Origin of the sequence: Glaciimonas immobilis (assembly GCF_011947285.1) — a bacterium.
GTDB lineage: Bacteria > Pseudomonadota > Gammaproteobacteria > Burkholderiales > Burkholderiaceae_D > Glaciimonas > Glaciimonas immobilis.
This window is the reverse complement of record NZ_JAAOZT010000009.1, coordinates 141,077-157,346: the sequence shown is the minus strand read 5'-3', so window position 1 is coordinate 157,346 and position 16,270 is coordinate 141,077. Positions and strand designations below refer to the sequence as shown.

Sequence of the window (16,270 nt, the reverse complement as noted above, 5' to 3'; positions counted from 1 at the left end):
AATGACGGTGACGATGAAAATGACCAAGGTCGAGAATACACATCAGGCAACAATGTAAATTTCAACTGGTTTGCAGTATCGTGTGCACCAGACGCGCGGCCACCTTTGCGGTGAGGCCATCGCGATCATAGGTTGGATTACATTCTGCAATATCGGCGGCAATCAATTTTCCTGAATCTCTGATCACCTGAATCAGGCGTTCGACCTTTTCTAATTGCATGCCGCAAGCCGCCGGTGCGGAAACGCCAGGTGCCTTTTCGGCAGGTAATACGTCTAAATCAATCGTCAGATAAACGTTACTCACCGTTGCCAGATGCTCTACCAACTCGCGCTCAATCTCAACCATGTTGCCAAGCGCGATTTCACTATCCAGTTTAAAGTGCACGCCGAGTTCTTCTGCGCGCGCAAAGAGGGCAGGCGTATTGCCTAATTGACTAATGCCATAGCAGAGATAATTAAACTTGATACCGGCCTGATGACACCATTCAGCAATTTGTTTAAACGGCGTACCCGAACTGCCCTGATCGGCTTCTCTCAAATCAAAATGCGCATCAAAATTAATAATCAGCAGTTGCCCCGTTCGTATCGCCTCGCCCAAGTGGCCCGCGATGCCGAGAAAGGTGCCGTAAGCGACCTCATGGCCGCCGCCTAACACCATGGGGAACGCCTGTTGCGAGAGGACTTGCTTGACGCGTTCTGCCAGTCGCAGCTGCGCTTGCTCCAGTGCGCCATCGGTACAAGTGATATTTCCAGCGTCGTACAAGCGCCAGATAGAATGTGCGGGCAGATTCGCTAGCATGCGGCGGATCGCGTCCGGCCCTTCCGCTGCGCCGACGCGGCCATGATTACGGCGCACGCCTTCGTCGCTGGCAAACCCGATTAACGTCGGACATCCCGGCGACGCTGCATCGAACGGTAATACCACTTGGTGCAGACGGCGCGTATCGCCGGCACTGTCAACATCTTGCCGACCAGTCCACATAGAGAGATCCATCATGCCCCGTTACTTTGTTGATTGCGCGACAGCACCGCCTGTAAGAAGCTGCGCGTGCGGGCCTCACGCGGATTGACGAAGATTTGATCGGGAGGGCCGGATTCAACGATGCGACCGTGATCCATGACGACGACGACATCCGCAACTTCACGGGCAAACCCCATTTCATGCGTTACTACCAGCATGGTCATACCTTCGGTAGCAAGCGCTTTCATTACCTGCAGCACTTCGCCGACCAGTTCGGGGTCGAGCGCAGAAGTCGGCTCATCAAACAACATGACTTGCGGCTTCATCGCCAACGCACGCGCAATCGCCACCCGCTGCTTTTGTCCGCCCGAAAGCGTCGCGGGCATGGCGTCTGCTTTGTGCGCCAGCCCTACTTTCGCCAGCAACTCGCGGGCGAAAGATTCGGCGCTGTCTTTATCCACGCCTTGGATCTTGCGTGGCCCGACCGTTACGTTGCCCAATACCGATAAATGCGGGAACAGATTAAACGATTGAAACACCATGCCGACCTGTTCGCGGAGATGATTTAATTCGTGATCCGCAAGCATGGTCCCATTGGTCAGAAGCGGTTTGCCACAGATTTCGATATTGCCTTCTTCTGCCACTTCCAAACCGTTGCAGCAACGCAGCAAGGTGCTTTTACCAGAGCCGCTGGGACCGATGATGACAACCACCTCTGATGGATTTACCTCCAGATTAATGCCATGCAAAACGCGATTACCTGAGAACGATTTGCCCAAATCATTTAATTTAATGATGGATTTCATTAGACTGCTCCTCCGGCCCGCAAGTGACGTTCAATTTTTTGCAACGCCATGCTTGTAAGGCTGGTCAGCACCAGATACACCACAGCGATAGCCAGATAAACTTCCAGCGAGCGATACGAAATGCTGATAATTTTTTGGCCTTCGTGCATCAGGTCGGCGATGGTCAACAACGACACCAGCGCAGAGTTTTTAATCAATGCGATGAATTCATTACCTAAAGGTGGAATCATGCGCACGATGGCTTGCGGCAAAATAATCGTGCGCATGGCCGCCCCGTAGGACATGCCGAGCGAACGTGCGGCTTCCATCTGACCCTTTTCAATCGACTGAATCGCTCCGCGAACAATTTCGGAAATATACGCGCCGGAGTAAATCCCCAGACCCAAAATGCCGCAGACAAAGGCGGGTAACAAGATGTTGAGTTCGGGTAATCCAAAAAACAGCAAGAACAATTGCACGAGCAAAGGCGTCCCCCGAATAACGGTGACGTAGGTCGTACAGAGTCCGTAACGGACGCGCTTTTTTGGGTTAAGTCGGCCCATCCCAACCAATAACCCAAGCACGCATCCCATGAGCAGTGACACTGCCGTGATTTCGACAGTAATAAGCGCGCCACGCGCCAGATCAGGCCATCCCTGGAGGACAGGTACAAAGTCAAGACTCAACGTATTTCTCCTGATTCGGCATCATTTTTTTTGCATATTAAATACGATTGTTTACGTTATCTTGCAGAAGAATCGAGCCATTTTTTGACCAGTTTGTCATAGCTGCCATCAAGCTTCGACTTCTGCAATGCGGCATTCAACGCCAGCGTGAGTTCGGGCATGTCCTTGCGGACCGCGAAACCGTATAACTCGACGCTGACTGGCTTGGCGATTACTTTCAGGGTCGGCCGCACTTTGACATATTCAAGCGCGGCTGGCTTGCCCGTCACCGCCGCGTCGGCGCGACCGATTTCTACCAGGTTAAACATTTCCTGATTTTTTTCGACCTCTACACGCTGAATTTGCGGGTAATAATCTTTGAGATAATTCACCGATTTGGTACCGACCTGGACCGCCACTTTCTTGCCTTTCATATCGTCGGCTTTCTGGATGCTGGCATCACTGCTTTTCACCACCATGACCAGACCGCCCGGATAATACGGATCGGTCAGATCGACGACTTTGCGTCGTTCATCGGTGATATAAATCGCCGAGGCTGCCGCGTCGAACCGTTTCGATATCAGCCCCGGAATCAAGCCTTTAAAATCGATGTCGGTCCATTCGATTTTTTTGCCCATTATTTTACCTAGCGTCTCCATCAATTCGATGTCGAACCCGGTTCTTTTTCCGTCCTTAAAAAATTCGAAAGGAGGGAAAGTCGAATCGGTGACTACCCGAATGACATCGGCAGATTGAGCGTTAGCCAGCATCGGTAAGGCACAACTCACTGCAACCAATAGCCCGATAAAAAGACGGCGATGATGCATTTTCTCTCCTCTGAAAATATTGTTCAATATAATTTCAAGCGTTCACTAATGGCGATCGCAGCCTGCACCGTCGAGTCGACCAATTCCGGTTGGCGATCCTCTGCTCTAACGGCCGGTGACATCAATGTAATAGCGCCGACCATGTGGTCCGATTTGCTGAAAATGGGTGCGCTGATACCCCACACTCCCAGATCGACCTCACCTTCACTTACGGCATATCCTTGCATGCGTATCCTCGATAATTCATCGTGCAGGCGCTGCGCTTCCTTGGGCTGCGCGGATAGCTGAGCGGCAATCACACCATCAGCGATTGGCTGAGGCAAATGCGCCAGCAGCGCTTTTGCGGAAGCACCGCGCAATAACGGTTGGGAGCGTCCTTTAGAAAATGAACAGCGCAGGGGTTGCTGGCTTTCTACCATATCCAGACACATCACCCGATTGTTAACGGCGACCATTAATCCCACGCTTTCGCCACATCGCGTCACCAGTCTCTCCATTTCGGCACGTGCATTGGTGACGAGATAAGAGGTGTGATCAAAGCCCCACGCGAGTTGCACGCTGAGTGGACCGGGCGCATATCGGTTGTCCTGTTCCTGTACCAGTCCCCATTTTTTTAAGGGGAGCAAAAGTCGGTAAAGCGTACTTTGAGGTAAATTTGTCGCCTCTTTCAGCTCTTTTGCCGTTATCGGCTTTCCGTGCCGCGCGATGACTGAGAGCACCAACAATGGGCGCTCACTATTGGGCGTTGCTTTCAGGTCGACCGCGGGAAGGGAATTCTCAGGTGCTTCAGTTGATTTCTCGTTCATGCGCTAATCATTCACCATATTTCTCATACTGCAAAATATAATTCTCGAAATTCGGGAGTGATGTTGCTATTTTTTAGAATATTTGATGCAAAGCGCGCTTTAACCTGCTTTGTAAAAGTAATCAGCCAAAATCGGCGGCAGCAAGGCGGGGAACCGGAGCATGAGTCAGCAGGTGATTTTTAACCCGTTGCGCGGATGCGTTGTTGGTCCTTCTGTCCTTGTCCCCTCGCGTTAATTCCTTCCTTTTCAGTCGTTCTGCGCTGATTGTTCGACATTAATCGATCCCTCTTTTTGCGCCGCACGCAAAACCTTGAGATTAATTTCCGAGGATCGATCCTGCGAATTGGCATTGGCCTTTGGCGTGTTGTACTCCAGCTTCAAGTTGTTATCGGTAGAAATCCATTGCCGACCATTAGCGCCAAAACGTTGCAACAACCGGTCTATTTGCGCTGGCGACAACAACAGGTCAGCGGCGATCTCGGTAAAATTTCGCCCAGCTAACGCGTGCACCGCCTGCATGTCTACCGATGTGTCGAGTGCAGACATGAGCGCGGGCGAGGCGTGCGCCCGTGCCGCATCGTTGGTGGCGATCAAGATGCCCTGCCCGCCCACGACGTATAACGACACATAAGCAAATTCGGCACGGAGTGTGGCAATAATGGTTAACAAATCGGAGGTCGCCATGTGATGCATCTGAACCCATTGCTGCAATACGCCGTGGGCTGTAATCTTGATCGTGCCAGTTGGTAGAACTCCTGATTGTAGAGCGATGCCGCACCGGCGAACCAGATGGACGTAATCTCAATACTGATCAAGTCATACTTCCTCGGCGTCAGCAGTAACAGGTTGCGGCCATCGGTGATGTGGGTCTGCACACGCGGCAGATGGGACACACCGTCATTGATATCCGAGAAATAGGTATTGGCCATTGCCACGACATCGCGGCTGAGTTCGGCGATATCGATATGCGCAAATCCTGCATCATGTAAAACCCGACTGGTAGCACCCGTGCCGTAACCGATAACAAGGGCATTTTCTCGGATATTTTGGTGCAATAGCGGCAATGCGGCAAAGCCAATCTGCGCCTGCACTTCGCCATTTTTGGCATCGTTTCCCTGAAATTTTCCGTTGGTCAAGAGCGTGGTCACGACGCCATTCTGGTTTTCTCTACGCGTTACCATGGTGAGACCGCCATCAATGCTTTCAGCATGATCAATCACGGTGCCCCAGTTTTGGGCCTTGAAGTACACACTCGCGCCTTTGCTCAGGGTGTCGTAATCCGGCTGCTTAGGGCTGAAAATTACACATGCTGCGCTAACGACCAACCCTGCGCCCAGACGCCAGCGGGTCGCGCGGGAGGCAACGGACGCGATAACCGTCGCCGCGATGAATAATGCGCATCCGGCCACGATCTTGCTCGCCGCCAGACCGCCTATCCATGGCAATAAAACGAAGCCAAATAACTGGTTACTAAGGCACCTAACGCTGCGCCGCCCGTATTGCAGGCGTACAGCCATGCGATAGCCTTGCCTAAACGATCACTGAATGGATTTAGCGCCTGGGCTATCAACGGCAGCGTAATGCCCATTAATATAGTCGGGACTAGCAATACGCTGGCTCCTAGTGCCACGCGTAGCACCAGCAAACCCGGTGCAGCTGGTGACAGATTGGCTGCAAGCGTTACATACACCGATTGAATCAATGTAAAAAGCGTCGGCGTTGCGACGCAATATGCCCCGATTGCCAACTCCACCATCGCTTACACAAAAACCGGCCGCGTCACGCGTGCGGCAACGGTGCCGCCGATCAACGATCCAATCGCCATGCCGCCCAGAAAAGTTGCCAACACCGTAAATGCCGCCGCGGCAGTGCTGCCGAACACCAGGGTTAGTTCTTTGGCAAAAAGTACCTGATACACCAGTGCTGCAGCGCCGGAGGTAAAAAACATCAAACCCATCCAGCGCGAAAGACGCACCCTCAAGTTGCCGGTTATGGATAATTATGTTTCCTTATAAAATATAGTCGCAGTGGAAGTTAGCGCTCGCCGCAGTCAATGGAAGATGCAGCGGGACGCACAACGGATAGCGGATCGAAAAATCGAGTGTGCCACATAGCAACATATTTTCTCTAATTCAATTGCACTCGGGAGCAATAGAATGTAGTGCGCTAGCGTTATCAGCTCGCATTAGTCTGGATGTTCGCTAAATTTTACCCGTGTAAAATCGTGTACCGAACGCTATCCAAGCACAATGTTATCCTACGGAAACACCATAAATTTTGAGATCGATCCGAATTCCTATCAATGACATCAATGCGTCATTGCAGAATAACTGACTTATTAAGGCAGAAAATGAAAAAACTTCTTGCAACGTGTTTTGCAGTATTGCTCTTGGCTGGATGTGCTACCCGGGATGAGTGGCAGCCAGACACCGGTAACATGATTTTTAAAGTCCAGGCACGCTCTTACGATGACGTCTGGACTGCGGCAATCAGGACCATCTCGCGTAACCTGACGATCAGGGACACCAACAAGGCACAAGGCCGCATTCTTGCCGAAACCAGCGCCGGCATGGTGACGAGCTCAGAAGTTATCACCGTCGTCATATCGCCTGCCAACCGCAATGCATCGTCTTATACAATAGACATCCAAAATAGGAAGCGCTCCATGGGCCTGATCAGCGGCCCGGATCAAATCCGCAATATTGTGGCAGGGATCAAGGCCGAGCTAGGTTCCATGGCAAGCACCGGCCCGGTGTCCCTGAAAGATTCACTCAGCCCTTCGGAAGAAGTCATAACGGTGCCACTGGCCGACCCAGCGCCTCAAGCGCCTGCGGTCACCGGGGAGTTAACCGTTCAAGTAGAACAGTTAGCGCGACAAAGTGGCTGCCAGCCAACTTCAGCGGCACGCTTAATCGCCAAAACTACGGGAGTTGAGACGTACCAGACTTCGTGTCAAAATGGACAACAAGCGCTATTCAAATGCGAAATGCGTCAATGTCGGCGCTTAGACTAATTATCCAAACGTTAAAATTTCACCTGCCGGGGCGAACTGCTTATGAAGGCGATGTTGACTATGTTAATGGTGTGCTCGCTGTTGGCTGGTTGTTCTGCGGCTCATTTCCGATGCGATGATCCGGATGCACGGCCCGCGTCATGTGGCTAGGCTTTGCATAACCGGAGGGATAAAATATTTCGCTAGGTTTCGTGCGGCAGAATTCCCTTGATCCGCCACGGTGCGGCGGAATCTGGGTGATTTTTTTCGGGGACATCTGGTGGACGTCGGGGCCACATCTTTCAATGGCTGGAATTATCCGCAAGCATGGAGCCGCGAGGTTAATTGCCCTTTAATTGCGGCCAGATACGCGGACCACCGTCGCCATGACGATCGTCGAAACGTCTTAACACCGCTTCACGCACCGAATTTGACAGATTCGGATATTTGTCGCCCTGCTCAATCGCGGCGTACTCTTCACCGGCTTTAGAGGGGTCATCCGAAATGTGAAAACTGGCAACGAAGTCCTGCTCCCATTGTTGTGTCACTTTTTGTATCAACGCCACGCGTCCCGGGTGACTTAACTGTCCGAACTCGTTAGCGCCTGCGTTAATTTCTCGAACTGTCTTTGTTAATCCTTCTGCTGTTAATGGTGCCTTCGTAAACTCATTTACTGCGTGTGAACCACTTGATTTCGTCATTTCACTCTCCTTAAAGGGCTAGTGCGGGGTACAACGGTGAAAATATGTTTACTACTTAAAATTGATATTTTGACATGCGCTTTAATAGCGGTGTATTTTAAAATCGGCCCTGAGCGCGCCAGGCCTTCGCTACGATCACCAGAAGTGACAAATGCTGAATTCTGGACGCATGCCACAAGTCTATCGCTTAATTAAGCAATTACGATGCCGCATTTTGACGCGGCCTCCGGAGCCTTCGTACCCGATCAACTAACAGCATACTTACAGCTAATTGCGCAACGGACACCCAACTTAGGCTTCTGCTTGTCCGACAGACGGTGCAAAAAAACGTTCCTGCATTTCCTCCAACCCTAGAGTATGTAACAGCTCTTGCAACCGTTGCAAGGGGCGCTGACGTGGCAAATTTTTGTAAGTAGCGATGATTAATTCATTTTTCATAGAGTGTTCCCAACCTACTAACTCCGTCACGCTGACTTGATAACCATGTGCCTCCAATTGCAGGCAACGTAAGACGTTGGTGACCTGACTGCCGAACTCCCGGGTGTGTAAAGGATGGCGCCAGATTTCTGTCAGGGCTTCCTTCGTGGTCGACTTACCTTTATTTTTTTTCAGTACAGAGGCGATTTCAGCTTGGCAACAAGGTACCAGCACCATGAAGCGCGCCTTCTTTTTTAAGCCAAACTGGATCGCGTCGTCGGTGGCGGTATTACATGCATGTAATGCAGTAACGACATCTACGCGTGGTGGAAGCAATGCCGACCCGGTCGAATCTGCCACTGACAGATTAAGAAAAGACATGCCGGGGAATGCGAGTTTTTTCGCCAATTCTTGTGATTTTATGACAAGTTCTTCGCGTGTCTCAATCCCATAAATGTGCGAGCTATCGGTCAGTGTCTTAAAAAACAAATCATATAAAATAAATCCCAGGTAGGATTTGCCAGCGCCATGATCTACCAATTGAACGCTTGCATGCTCATTCTGGATTTCTTGCAACAGGGGTTCGATAAATTGATAAAGATGATATACCTGTTTGAGCTTGCGGCGACTATCCTGATTCAACTTGCCGTCTTGCGTCAGAATGTGGAGCTCCTTTAACAGCTCAATCGATTGACCGGGGCGGATTTCGTGTTTGGGGACTTGCTGGGTACTCTGGGTACTCACTACGGGGCCTTGTTGTCTGGTGCTATTCATCTAGTTCTGGTTCCTGGCTAACTGCTGCGACGATTGTAGGTTAATGGTTACAAGTATAGCCAATTCAGGCGCAGGGAGAACCAGTTTGCAGCGGTAAACGTCATCCTAAACAGACGAGCGCAACGCCGTGCCGCAATAATCGGCACGGTTACCAAACAGTGATGGAACCGGCCTTGATGAAACGCAAACACAAAAGCCAACCGAAACGCCAACCCTAACAGCGGGTTGCTTAGTTGGTTAATTGATTAGTCTGAGCCCGAGGAGCCTATCGAACTTGGCGCAACATCGCCGATACAACTGCCCCGAACATTCGGTTTGATCGTGAGGACCTGCCAACTACGAAAGGTTCCTAGTACTTTGATGTAGGAAAATTCTTCTCATCAGGCCGCACGTGTCCACGCGTATATCGACCAAGTTCTACGTCGTTACGCAGGCCCACCTTGCGCATCGCAGACATTTTCTGCAATGCGATTGTTTTAACGCTTTTATGCAGACGTGTGGCGATTTCCTGCATTGACTGGCCTTCCGCATACATTCTCAACACTTCCGTTTCGCGTTTGGTCGGCATGATGCCTACGGGGCCGCTACGTAAAATGTTGCGTACCGTTTTGCCGATGTAACGCGTGTTACTTTCCGCGCTGTCAATCGCCTCGCGGATGGTGACCAGCTCATCATTCATATGCAGCGCGGCATTCACTCCGCATTTTATGATCTGGTACATCACCGCGGGCATGTTGTTAAGGGTCAGAACAATGAGGCACAATTTTGGATAATGGCGCCTGACGTACGAGAGTAGTGTGAACCCGTCGTTCATGTTCTCGATAGCGATCGAAAATTCGGTGATCAAAATGTCACAAGGCGTATCTTTTAACCTCGCTAATATCTGATCGGACGTAGTGGCCGTCGCTGCCACAGAAAGATCTGGACAGCGGTCAATATAGCCACGTACGCCAGCAATAATGACGGGGCGATCGTCAGCCAGAATTATTTGTTGTTGTCGTGATCGCAGATTCTGCATACCGTCTCCTGTAAATCCCGCATTGAAAATCAAGGTGGTCCTGACTTTCCAAGTTAATATCAAAAAGGCATGCCTTTCATTTGGCATGGATTCTGAAAAAGCTCTAAAGGATGAAGGTAAGCTAAAGTTACCAACAGGAAATCTAAGATAATTCTATATTCGAGGGTAACTTTTCTGGTATTAGGGGCACATACCTTATATAGGAGACTTTTCTGTAGGCTTTAGGGACAAAAATTTCTACGCGCTTCTTAAAAAGGTTTTAATTATTGTATTTTGTACAACTAAAGACAAACCCTGGTCGGGCATGCGGATTAATTAAAATTTATTATAAGTGGTGAAATAATAAGCTTTTGTCTCTGTTATTGCAGCTTTGATAATCTCCGAATCGATAACCCTTCTTCATTGACCATTGACCAATAACACCTAGTATTAACAACTAAATATCAACAGGATCCACTTCCAACGACCATTTGGCACGTGTTTTAATCGTCCGCAATACCGCCATCCAGTCTGTGAGAAACGCCTGCAGTCCCGGACGCGATGGACACTCGATTAATAATTGTGCGCGATCAACGTTGGCGACCCGCGTCATGGTCATCGGAATAGGGTCGTTCATCGTGATGCCGCCGTGCTCCAGACAAGTCGCCGCCTGTTGCAAAAACGCGATGGCGGTCTCCAGCTCTTTAGCTTCAGCACGTAATAATGCCTGATATATATACGGCGGCAAGTGCGCTTGTTGTCGCTCGGCTAACAGGGCGCTGGCAAAATGATCGTAGTCATGGGCGATCACTGCTGAATACAAAGGATGCTGCGGATAACGGGTCTGAATCAACACCTCGCTGACGCTACCGCCCTCTTTTTGCGCCGCCCGTCCCGCGCGGCCGGCTACTTGCATCAATTGCGCAAACAAACGCTCGCTGGCGCGGTAATCGTGCGAAAACAGCGCCGTGTCCGGGTTAAGTATCCCAACTAACGTTAAATTTTTAAAATCATGTCCTTTGGCGACCATCTGCGTACCGATCAATATATCGACCTCACCGCGATGAACGCTATCAAAGGCAAGCTGAGCGCTGCCTTTGCGCCGCGTGGAATCTGCATCAATGCGTAGAACCCGCGCTTCCGGAAACATTGCCTGCAAGCCCTCCTCCAAGCGCTGCGTACCCCGCCCCAGCGGCTGCAAATCAACATTTCCGCAAGTCGGGCATGAGCCTGGAATGCGCAGTTCCAGACTGCAATGATGACAGCGCAAACGATGTTCCGGTTTATGCAACACCATAAACGCAGTGCAACGCGTACAGTTACTCACCCAACCGCAGGCATCACAGGCAATCACAGGCGCATAACCGCGCCGATTCAGGAATAGCAACGACTGCTCGCCGCGCGCAAGGCGCAACTTCAGCGCACTTATCAACGTCGAGGTCAGTCCTTCCCTCGGTTTGTCATGCTCCATATTCACCAGCCGCACCGTGGGCAATACCGCATTGGTGACCGCCCGTTGGCGTAGCTCCAGTTTGCGATAGCGACCGGATTGTGCGTGGTGCCAGGTTTCTAGCGATGGCGTGGCCGAACCAAGGACGATAGGGATATTCAGTTGACGCGCACGCCATACCGCCAGATCGCGCGCAGAGTAGCGCAGACCTTCTTGCTGCTTGTAAGACGGATCGTGCTCTTCATCGATAACGATAAGCTGCAAGTGGGGCAATGAGGCCAGCACTGCAAGGCGGGTTCCCAGTATGATCCGCGCCTGCCCCAGATGCGCTGCCAGCCAGTGGCGCATGCGCTCACCTTCGGCCAGTCCACTATGCAAAGTAGCCACCATGACGTTGGGAAAGCGTGCACGAATATTGCCCTCTAATTGCGGTGTCAGATTGATTTCCGGGACCAAAATTAAAATTTGCGCGGGATTATGTTCACCGTCGTTGTGGGCAAGTATTTTTTCTGCAGCCTGCAAATAGACTTCTGTTTTGCCGCTACCGGTAACACCATACAATAGCGTCGGTGCAAAGCCAGTCGCACTGGCGATGGCGTCCGCCGCATCTTGTTGCGCAGGATTCAACTGTGGAACATCGACGGGCGAGGCGTCATGCGGATCATTCATTTGCCGCAACTTTTTTAAGCCGCGATCGAGCGCAACGGTCGTTAAAGCCCGCAAATTTTTGGGCAAACCGGGCAATGCCACTTCGCCTAATGGTCTTTGATAATACTGCGCAGCGAAACCGCACAAATTCAGCCATTGCGTTGACAGAGGCGGCAACTGGTAGCGGACCCCCTGCACGTCTTTCAACTTTGCTTCGGAGATGTTGCTGTGGGAAGTCACTCCGACGATCAGTCCGACTACCTCGCGACGACCGAAGGAGAGTCGCACAAGTTGCCCGATGTGCGGAATAAGCTCGTCATCGTTAGTAGTCTGCCATCGATAGTCAAAGCTACTGTCAAGGGGGGTGTCGAGAACAACTTGTAGGATGCATTGTTTCACAAAGTTAAAGTGAATCCTGAGGAAAGAAGCTAACTGTCGGTTTCATAAGCGCTTTTATAACTAATCCACAGACTCTGTGGATAACTTTGTGGATAACATCCCCGCATCAGCCGCAAACCGCCTGTCTACGCCGAACTCGGTGAAATGCGCATTCCGAAAGCAAAAAAAATATTGTTTAAAATCAATGACTTAGAAAACCACAAAAGGACAAGAAATCATTTTTTATATTTTTATAGGGCGCGTCGGTTACAAAACAAATTTGTGAACAAGTCAAATAATGTCAACCAAAAAAATAGATTGAAAGAAAAAATCGAAAGCTAAATACCGAAGATTGATATCTCGTGCAAAACAAACAAATGTTGAAGCCTAAATCCGTAGCAAATAAGTAATTTTCTTAAATGCAACTTATCTTCACAAAGAACATGAAGAAATCACCTAAGTGCAGGTTTCATAAGCACTTTTTGAAATCCGTCCGGTCCTGTGGATAACTTTGTGGGTAACCTAGCCCAAAAACCCCGGAGCGCCATATGGGACGCCAGTTTGCTGATATTTTAAAAAGTAAAGATGAAAAAAATATCTATATAAATCAATGACTTACAGTTTCTACGCCGAAACAATATATTAATAGCTGCCTGTAAACATCTCGCATCGCAACAAATATTTATTGTGCATAACTATCGTAACGTCAAACAAAATATGTGTTAGATGGAATTATTTTTATGCCCAACGCTTGATCAATGCTAGCGCAAATCGGAAGTCGGGCAGTGTACCGCGACTTATTGTTGGCCGCTAGAAAATATCCTCAGGAGGGTGCCCTGTGCCTTTTGATTGAGGCATTGATGCGGTTCGATGTAGAAAAGTGCGTCAGCGCATCTTGCGACTAATATCGTGCACGGCCTCAACCATCGCAGCAACCGATTCTGGAGGCGTAAATTGAGAGATTCCGTGCCCAAGGTTAAAGACATGGCCATGACCTTCGGAAGGCGCGCCATAAACCGACAGCAGACGCCCAACTTCCGCACGAATCTGCTCCGGGTTGGAGAACAGCACAACAGGATCAAGATTGCCTTGCAACGCGACTTTATGGCCCACGCGGGCGCGCGCTTCGCCCAGATTGACAGTCCAGTCCAGTCCGACCGCATCAGCACCAATATCGGCGATCTGCTCCAGCCATAGACCGCCGCCTTTAGTGAACACGATGGCCGGAATCGGAACGCCGTCCTTCTCCCGCTTCAGCTGGCGCATGACCTGACGCATGTAATCGAGCGAAAAGGCCTGATACGCGCCATCTGCCAACGCACCACCCCAGGTATCGAAAATCATCACTGCCTGCGCGCCAGCATCGATTTGGGCGTTCAGATACGTGGCAACGGCCGCCGCGTTGATCGCCAGAATGTGGTGCATCAGGTCTGGACGGTTGTACAACATGGTCTTCACCGTGCGGAAATCGTCTGATCCACCGCCCTCAACCATGTAACAGGCCAACGTCCACGGACTGCCGGAAAAGCCAATAAGTGGCACTTTGCCGTCCAGTTCAGTGCGAATTTGCGTGACGGCGTTGAAGACGTAGTCGAGACTGCCCATGTCCGGCGCTGCCAAAGCCATAATGGCCCTCTCATCCCGCAAGGGACGCGCAAACTTCGGTCCCTCGCCATCGGCAAAGAATAACCCAAGGCCCATCGCGTCCGGCACGGTCAAAATATCTGAGAACAGAATCGCTGCATCGAGCGGAAACCGCTCCAGTGGTTGCATTGTGACTTCCGTTGCATAGTCCGGATTCTTGGCCAATCCGAGAAAAGACCCTGCGCGCGCCCGTGTTGCACGGTATTCTGGCAAGTAACGGCCAGCCTGACGCATTAACCACAAAGGCGTGTAGTCGGTCGGCTGACGCAGCAATGCGCGTAAAAAGGTGTCGTTCTTGAGAGGAGCAAATTGGGGCATCGAAATCAACCTGAGGCATTTGGGATGCGACATTATCTCATTCTAATCAGCGGCTGCGGCATTGATACACGTCGAACTGCGAAATGTACGGTAAAACGGCGTCTTAGTTCTGGCGTACACCCTCAGACGTTAGCAGCGGGGTAACAGCAGGTCATGCCGACGCGCAGCAAGCGAATGGTCGAATCTGCAGTTAACTTAACGGCGGCGGCTCATTGCATCAGATGAAACCGAATTGCGTCGAACAGAAAGGTCAACACGTTAACGCTGGCGGTTGGCGCAATTCGCAATCCAATGCTGCGCGCTTAGTCGCTAGCGGTCATGGCCAAACCACTAGCGCGCCCCACCGACGCCGACCATAGCGTCAGGCCCAACGCCAACAACACCATCAACACGCCGACATAGGGCAGTACGGTTAACTGAAAACCCGCACCAATCGCAAGACCGCCAAACCACGCACCTGTGGCGTTGCCGAGATTAAATGCACCCTGATTAAGCGTTGCTGCCAGATTGGGAGCTTCGCTGGCGCGATCGACAACCAATACCTGTAGCGGTGGTACGATGGCAAAGGCCAGCACGCCCCACACGAAAATCGTTACCACTGCCGCAACCGGCGTGTGCATGGTGACCGAAAACACCGTCAATACAATCGCCAGCGCAATCAAAAATGCGATCAGCGACGGTAGCAATCGCCAGTCTGCCAATTTGCCACCAAGCGCGCTACCGACGGTTAGCCCGACGCCAAAGATCAGCAACACCAACGTTACCGCATGCGGCGTTAATCCGGTGACGTCTTCCAAAATTGGCGTAATGTAAGTGAACACCGAAAATAAACTCGCAGATGCCAGCGCGCTGATTGCCAGCACCATTAACACCTGCCGATCCGCAAGCACCTTAAACTCTTGCAGCAAACTGCTTTTTTGCATAACGATCTGTTTAGGCAACCACGCTGCCAGCGCGATCACCGCCAACACGCCGATAACCGTAACCGCCCAGAACGTTGAGCGCCAACCCAGCAACTGGCCCAGTGCGGTGCCGAACGGCACGCCTAACACGTTTGCCAGTGTCAGCCCGGCGAACATCAACGCAATCGCCTGTGCGCGCCGGTTCGGGGCGACCAGACCGGCAGCCACGACCGACCCAATCCCGAAGAACGCACCATGACAAAATGCCGTCACCACGCGCGCGACCATTAACACCGTGTAGTTAGGCGACAGCGCACACAAGATATTGCCAACGATGAACAGTCCCATCAGGCTTAACAGCGCCGTGCGACGCGGCATGTTAGCGGTAACAATCGCGACAATGGGAGCGCCGATAGTGACCCCCAGAGCGTATCCGGTAACCAGCATCCCGGCGGCCGGAATCGACACCCCCAGATCCCGCGCCACATTGGGCAACAAACCCATAATGACGAACTCGGTAGTACCGATGCCAAAAGCGGCAACGGCCAGGGCAAATAAAGGCAAGGACATCATGTGGGGATCACTCTGGAAATGGGGTCACGACGGTGAGTAACTTAGTGGGCAACCCTACAAGAAACCGCGCTCGCAACCGCCGAAGGCACATCAGAAAAATGGTGTAAGACGCGATTATAACAACGCAAAAAAATTTATGCTGAGCTTGGAAATAACCGGCTGGAAGCATTAACAAATCAGAGCGAATTCCACCGACAAAAAAAGCGGTCCGATAAGTCGATTCCACTAAAGCGTATTTTTTGACCGTTTTATGAAAGCCAAAATTTCCGATCTTAAGCATTATGACAATTAGTCAGATTTACTAAAGACTCATTTTTTACCGATCTGGCCGATGTGTAGACAACAGAAGCTATGAGCGCATAAACTCAAAAAATGGGATGTTCATCCCTTCCATGTATCGTTATTCAAATTACATTGTGGGTCAAACATTAG

The 16,270-nt window shown here is 51.0% G+C and carries 16 protein-coding genes; 1 reads left to right on the top strand and 15 read right to left on the bottom strand.

All coding sequences use genetic code 11. From position 1 onward, the window contains the following. Positions 1 to 61 precede the first annotated feature (61 nt). The 9 genes from hutG to HAV38_RS14995 form a co-directional block, all read right to left on the bottom strand. Entirely contained in the window at positions 62 to 994 is a 933-nt protein-coding gene (gene hutG, locus HAV38_RS15035; protein WP_168056466.1) for a formimidoylglutamase, read from the bottom strand. Next, positions 994 to 1,767, bottom strand: a complete 774-nt coding sequence (locus tag HAV38_RS15030; protein ID WP_168056199.1) for an amino acid ABC transporter ATP-binding protein — start codon at positions 1,765 to 1,767, stop codon at positions 994 to 996. Before HAV38_RS15030 ends, hutG begins: the two co-directional genes overlap by 1 nt. Beyond that, positions 1,767 to 2,432, bottom strand: coding sequence for an amino acid ABC transporter permease (locus HAV38_RS15025; protein WP_168056198.1), 666 nt, complete (start codon positions 2,430 to 2,432; stop codon positions 1,767 to 1,769). Before HAV38_RS15025 ends, HAV38_RS15030 begins: the two co-directional genes overlap by 1 nt. A gap of 56 nt (positions 2,433 to 2,488) precedes the next feature. Continuing rightward, positions 2,489 to 3,238, bottom strand: a complete 750-nt coding sequence (locus HAV38_RS15020) for a transporter substrate-binding domain-containing protein (protein ID WP_168056197.1) — start codon at positions 3,236 to 3,238, stop codon at positions 2,489 to 2,491. Positions 3,239 to 3,261: 23 nt separating this feature from the next. Continuing rightward, on the bottom strand, positions 3,262 to 4,044 hold the full coding sequence (locus HAV38_RS15015) for an IclR family transcriptional regulator (protein WP_168056196.1): 783 nt from the start codon (positions 4,042 to 4,044) through the stop codon (positions 3,262 to 3,264). Between the two features lie 246 nt (positions 4,045 to 4,290). Beyond that, positions 4,291 to 4,728 (bottom strand): hypothetical protein, encoded by a 438-nt coding sequence (locus HAV38_RS15010; protein WP_168056195.1) that lies wholly within the window; start codon positions 4,726 to 4,728, stop codon positions 4,291 to 4,293. Next, the gene (locus HAV38_RS15005; RefSeq protein WP_168056194.1) at positions 4,707 to 5,489 is read right to left on the bottom strand and encodes a spermidine synthase; all 783 of its coding nucleotides are present in this window, start codon (positions 5,487 to 5,489) and stop codon (positions 4,707 to 4,709) included. Before HAV38_RS15005 ends, HAV38_RS15010 begins: the two co-directional genes overlap by 22 nt. After that, the gene (locus HAV38_RS15000; RefSeq protein ID WP_168056193.1) at positions 5,477 to 5,791 is read right to left on the bottom strand and encodes a hypothetical protein; all 315 of its coding nucleotides are present in this window, start codon (positions 5,789 to 5,791) and stop codon (positions 5,477 to 5,479) included. Before HAV38_RS15000 ends, HAV38_RS15005 begins: the two co-directional genes overlap by 13 nt. Before the next feature lie 12 nt (positions 5,792 to 5,803). Next, complete coding sequence (locus tag HAV38_RS14995; protein WP_168056192.1) at positions 5,804 to 5,992, bottom strand: hypothetical protein; 189 nt, start codon at positions 5,990 to 5,992, stop codon at positions 5,804 to 5,806. A 402-nt stretch (positions 5,993 to 6,394) separates the two neighbouring features. Between HAV38_RS14995 and HAV38_RS14990 the strand changes: the two genes are divergently transcribed. Then, on the top strand, positions 6,395 to 7,057 hold the full coding sequence (locus HAV38_RS14990; RefSeq protein WP_168056191.1) for a hypothetical protein: 663 nt from the start codon (positions 6,395 to 6,397) through the stop codon (positions 7,055 to 7,057). Positions 7,058 to 7,377: 320 nt separating this feature from the next. On the opposite strand, the gene HAV38_RS14985 is transcribed toward HAV38_RS14990, so the two are convergent. From HAV38_RS14985 to HAV38_RS14960, 6 genes are all read right to left on the bottom strand, one after another. After that, on the bottom strand, positions 7,378 to 7,737 hold the full coding sequence (locus tag HAV38_RS14985; protein WP_168056190.1) for a hypothetical protein: 360 nt from the start codon (positions 7,735 to 7,737) through the stop codon (positions 7,378 to 7,380). 291 nt (positions 7,738 to 8,028) lie between these two features. Next, complete coding sequence (locus HAV38_RS14980; protein WP_168056189.1) at positions 8,029 to 8,928, bottom strand: class I SAM-dependent methyltransferase; 900 nt, start codon at positions 8,926 to 8,928, stop codon at positions 8,029 to 8,031. Between the two features lie 349 nt (positions 8,929 to 9,277). After that, the gene (locus tag HAV38_RS14975; RefSeq protein ID WP_168056188.1) at positions 9,278 to 9,946 is read right to left on the bottom strand and encodes a LuxR C-terminal-related transcriptional regulator; all 669 of its coding nucleotides are present in this window, start codon (positions 9,944 to 9,946) and stop codon (positions 9,278 to 9,280) included. Positions 9,947 to 10,382: 436 nt separating this feature from the next. Then, positions 10,383 to 12,422 carry a primosomal protein N' gene (locus tag HAV38_RS14970; RefSeq protein ID WP_168056187.1) on the bottom strand — a complete coding sequence of 680 codons (2,040 nt, stop codon included), beginning with the start codon at positions 12,420 to 12,422 and terminating at the stop codon, positions 10,383 to 10,385. An 864-nt stretch (positions 12,423 to 13,286) separates the two neighbouring features. Next, positions 13,287 to 14,363 carry a uroporphyrinogen decarboxylase gene (gene hemE, locus HAV38_RS14965; RefSeq protein ID WP_168056465.1) on the bottom strand — a complete coding sequence of 359 codons (1,077 nt, stop codon included), beginning with the start codon at positions 14,361 to 14,363 and terminating at the stop codon, positions 13,287 to 13,289. A 302-nt stretch (positions 14,364 to 14,665) separates the two neighbouring features. Next, positions 14,666 to 15,835 carry an MFS transporter gene (locus HAV38_RS14960; RefSeq protein ID WP_168056464.1) on the bottom strand — a complete coding sequence of 390 codons (1,170 nt, stop codon included), beginning with the start codon at positions 15,833 to 15,835 and terminating at the stop codon, positions 14,666 to 14,668. Positions 15,836 to 16,270 lie beyond the last annotated feature (435 nt).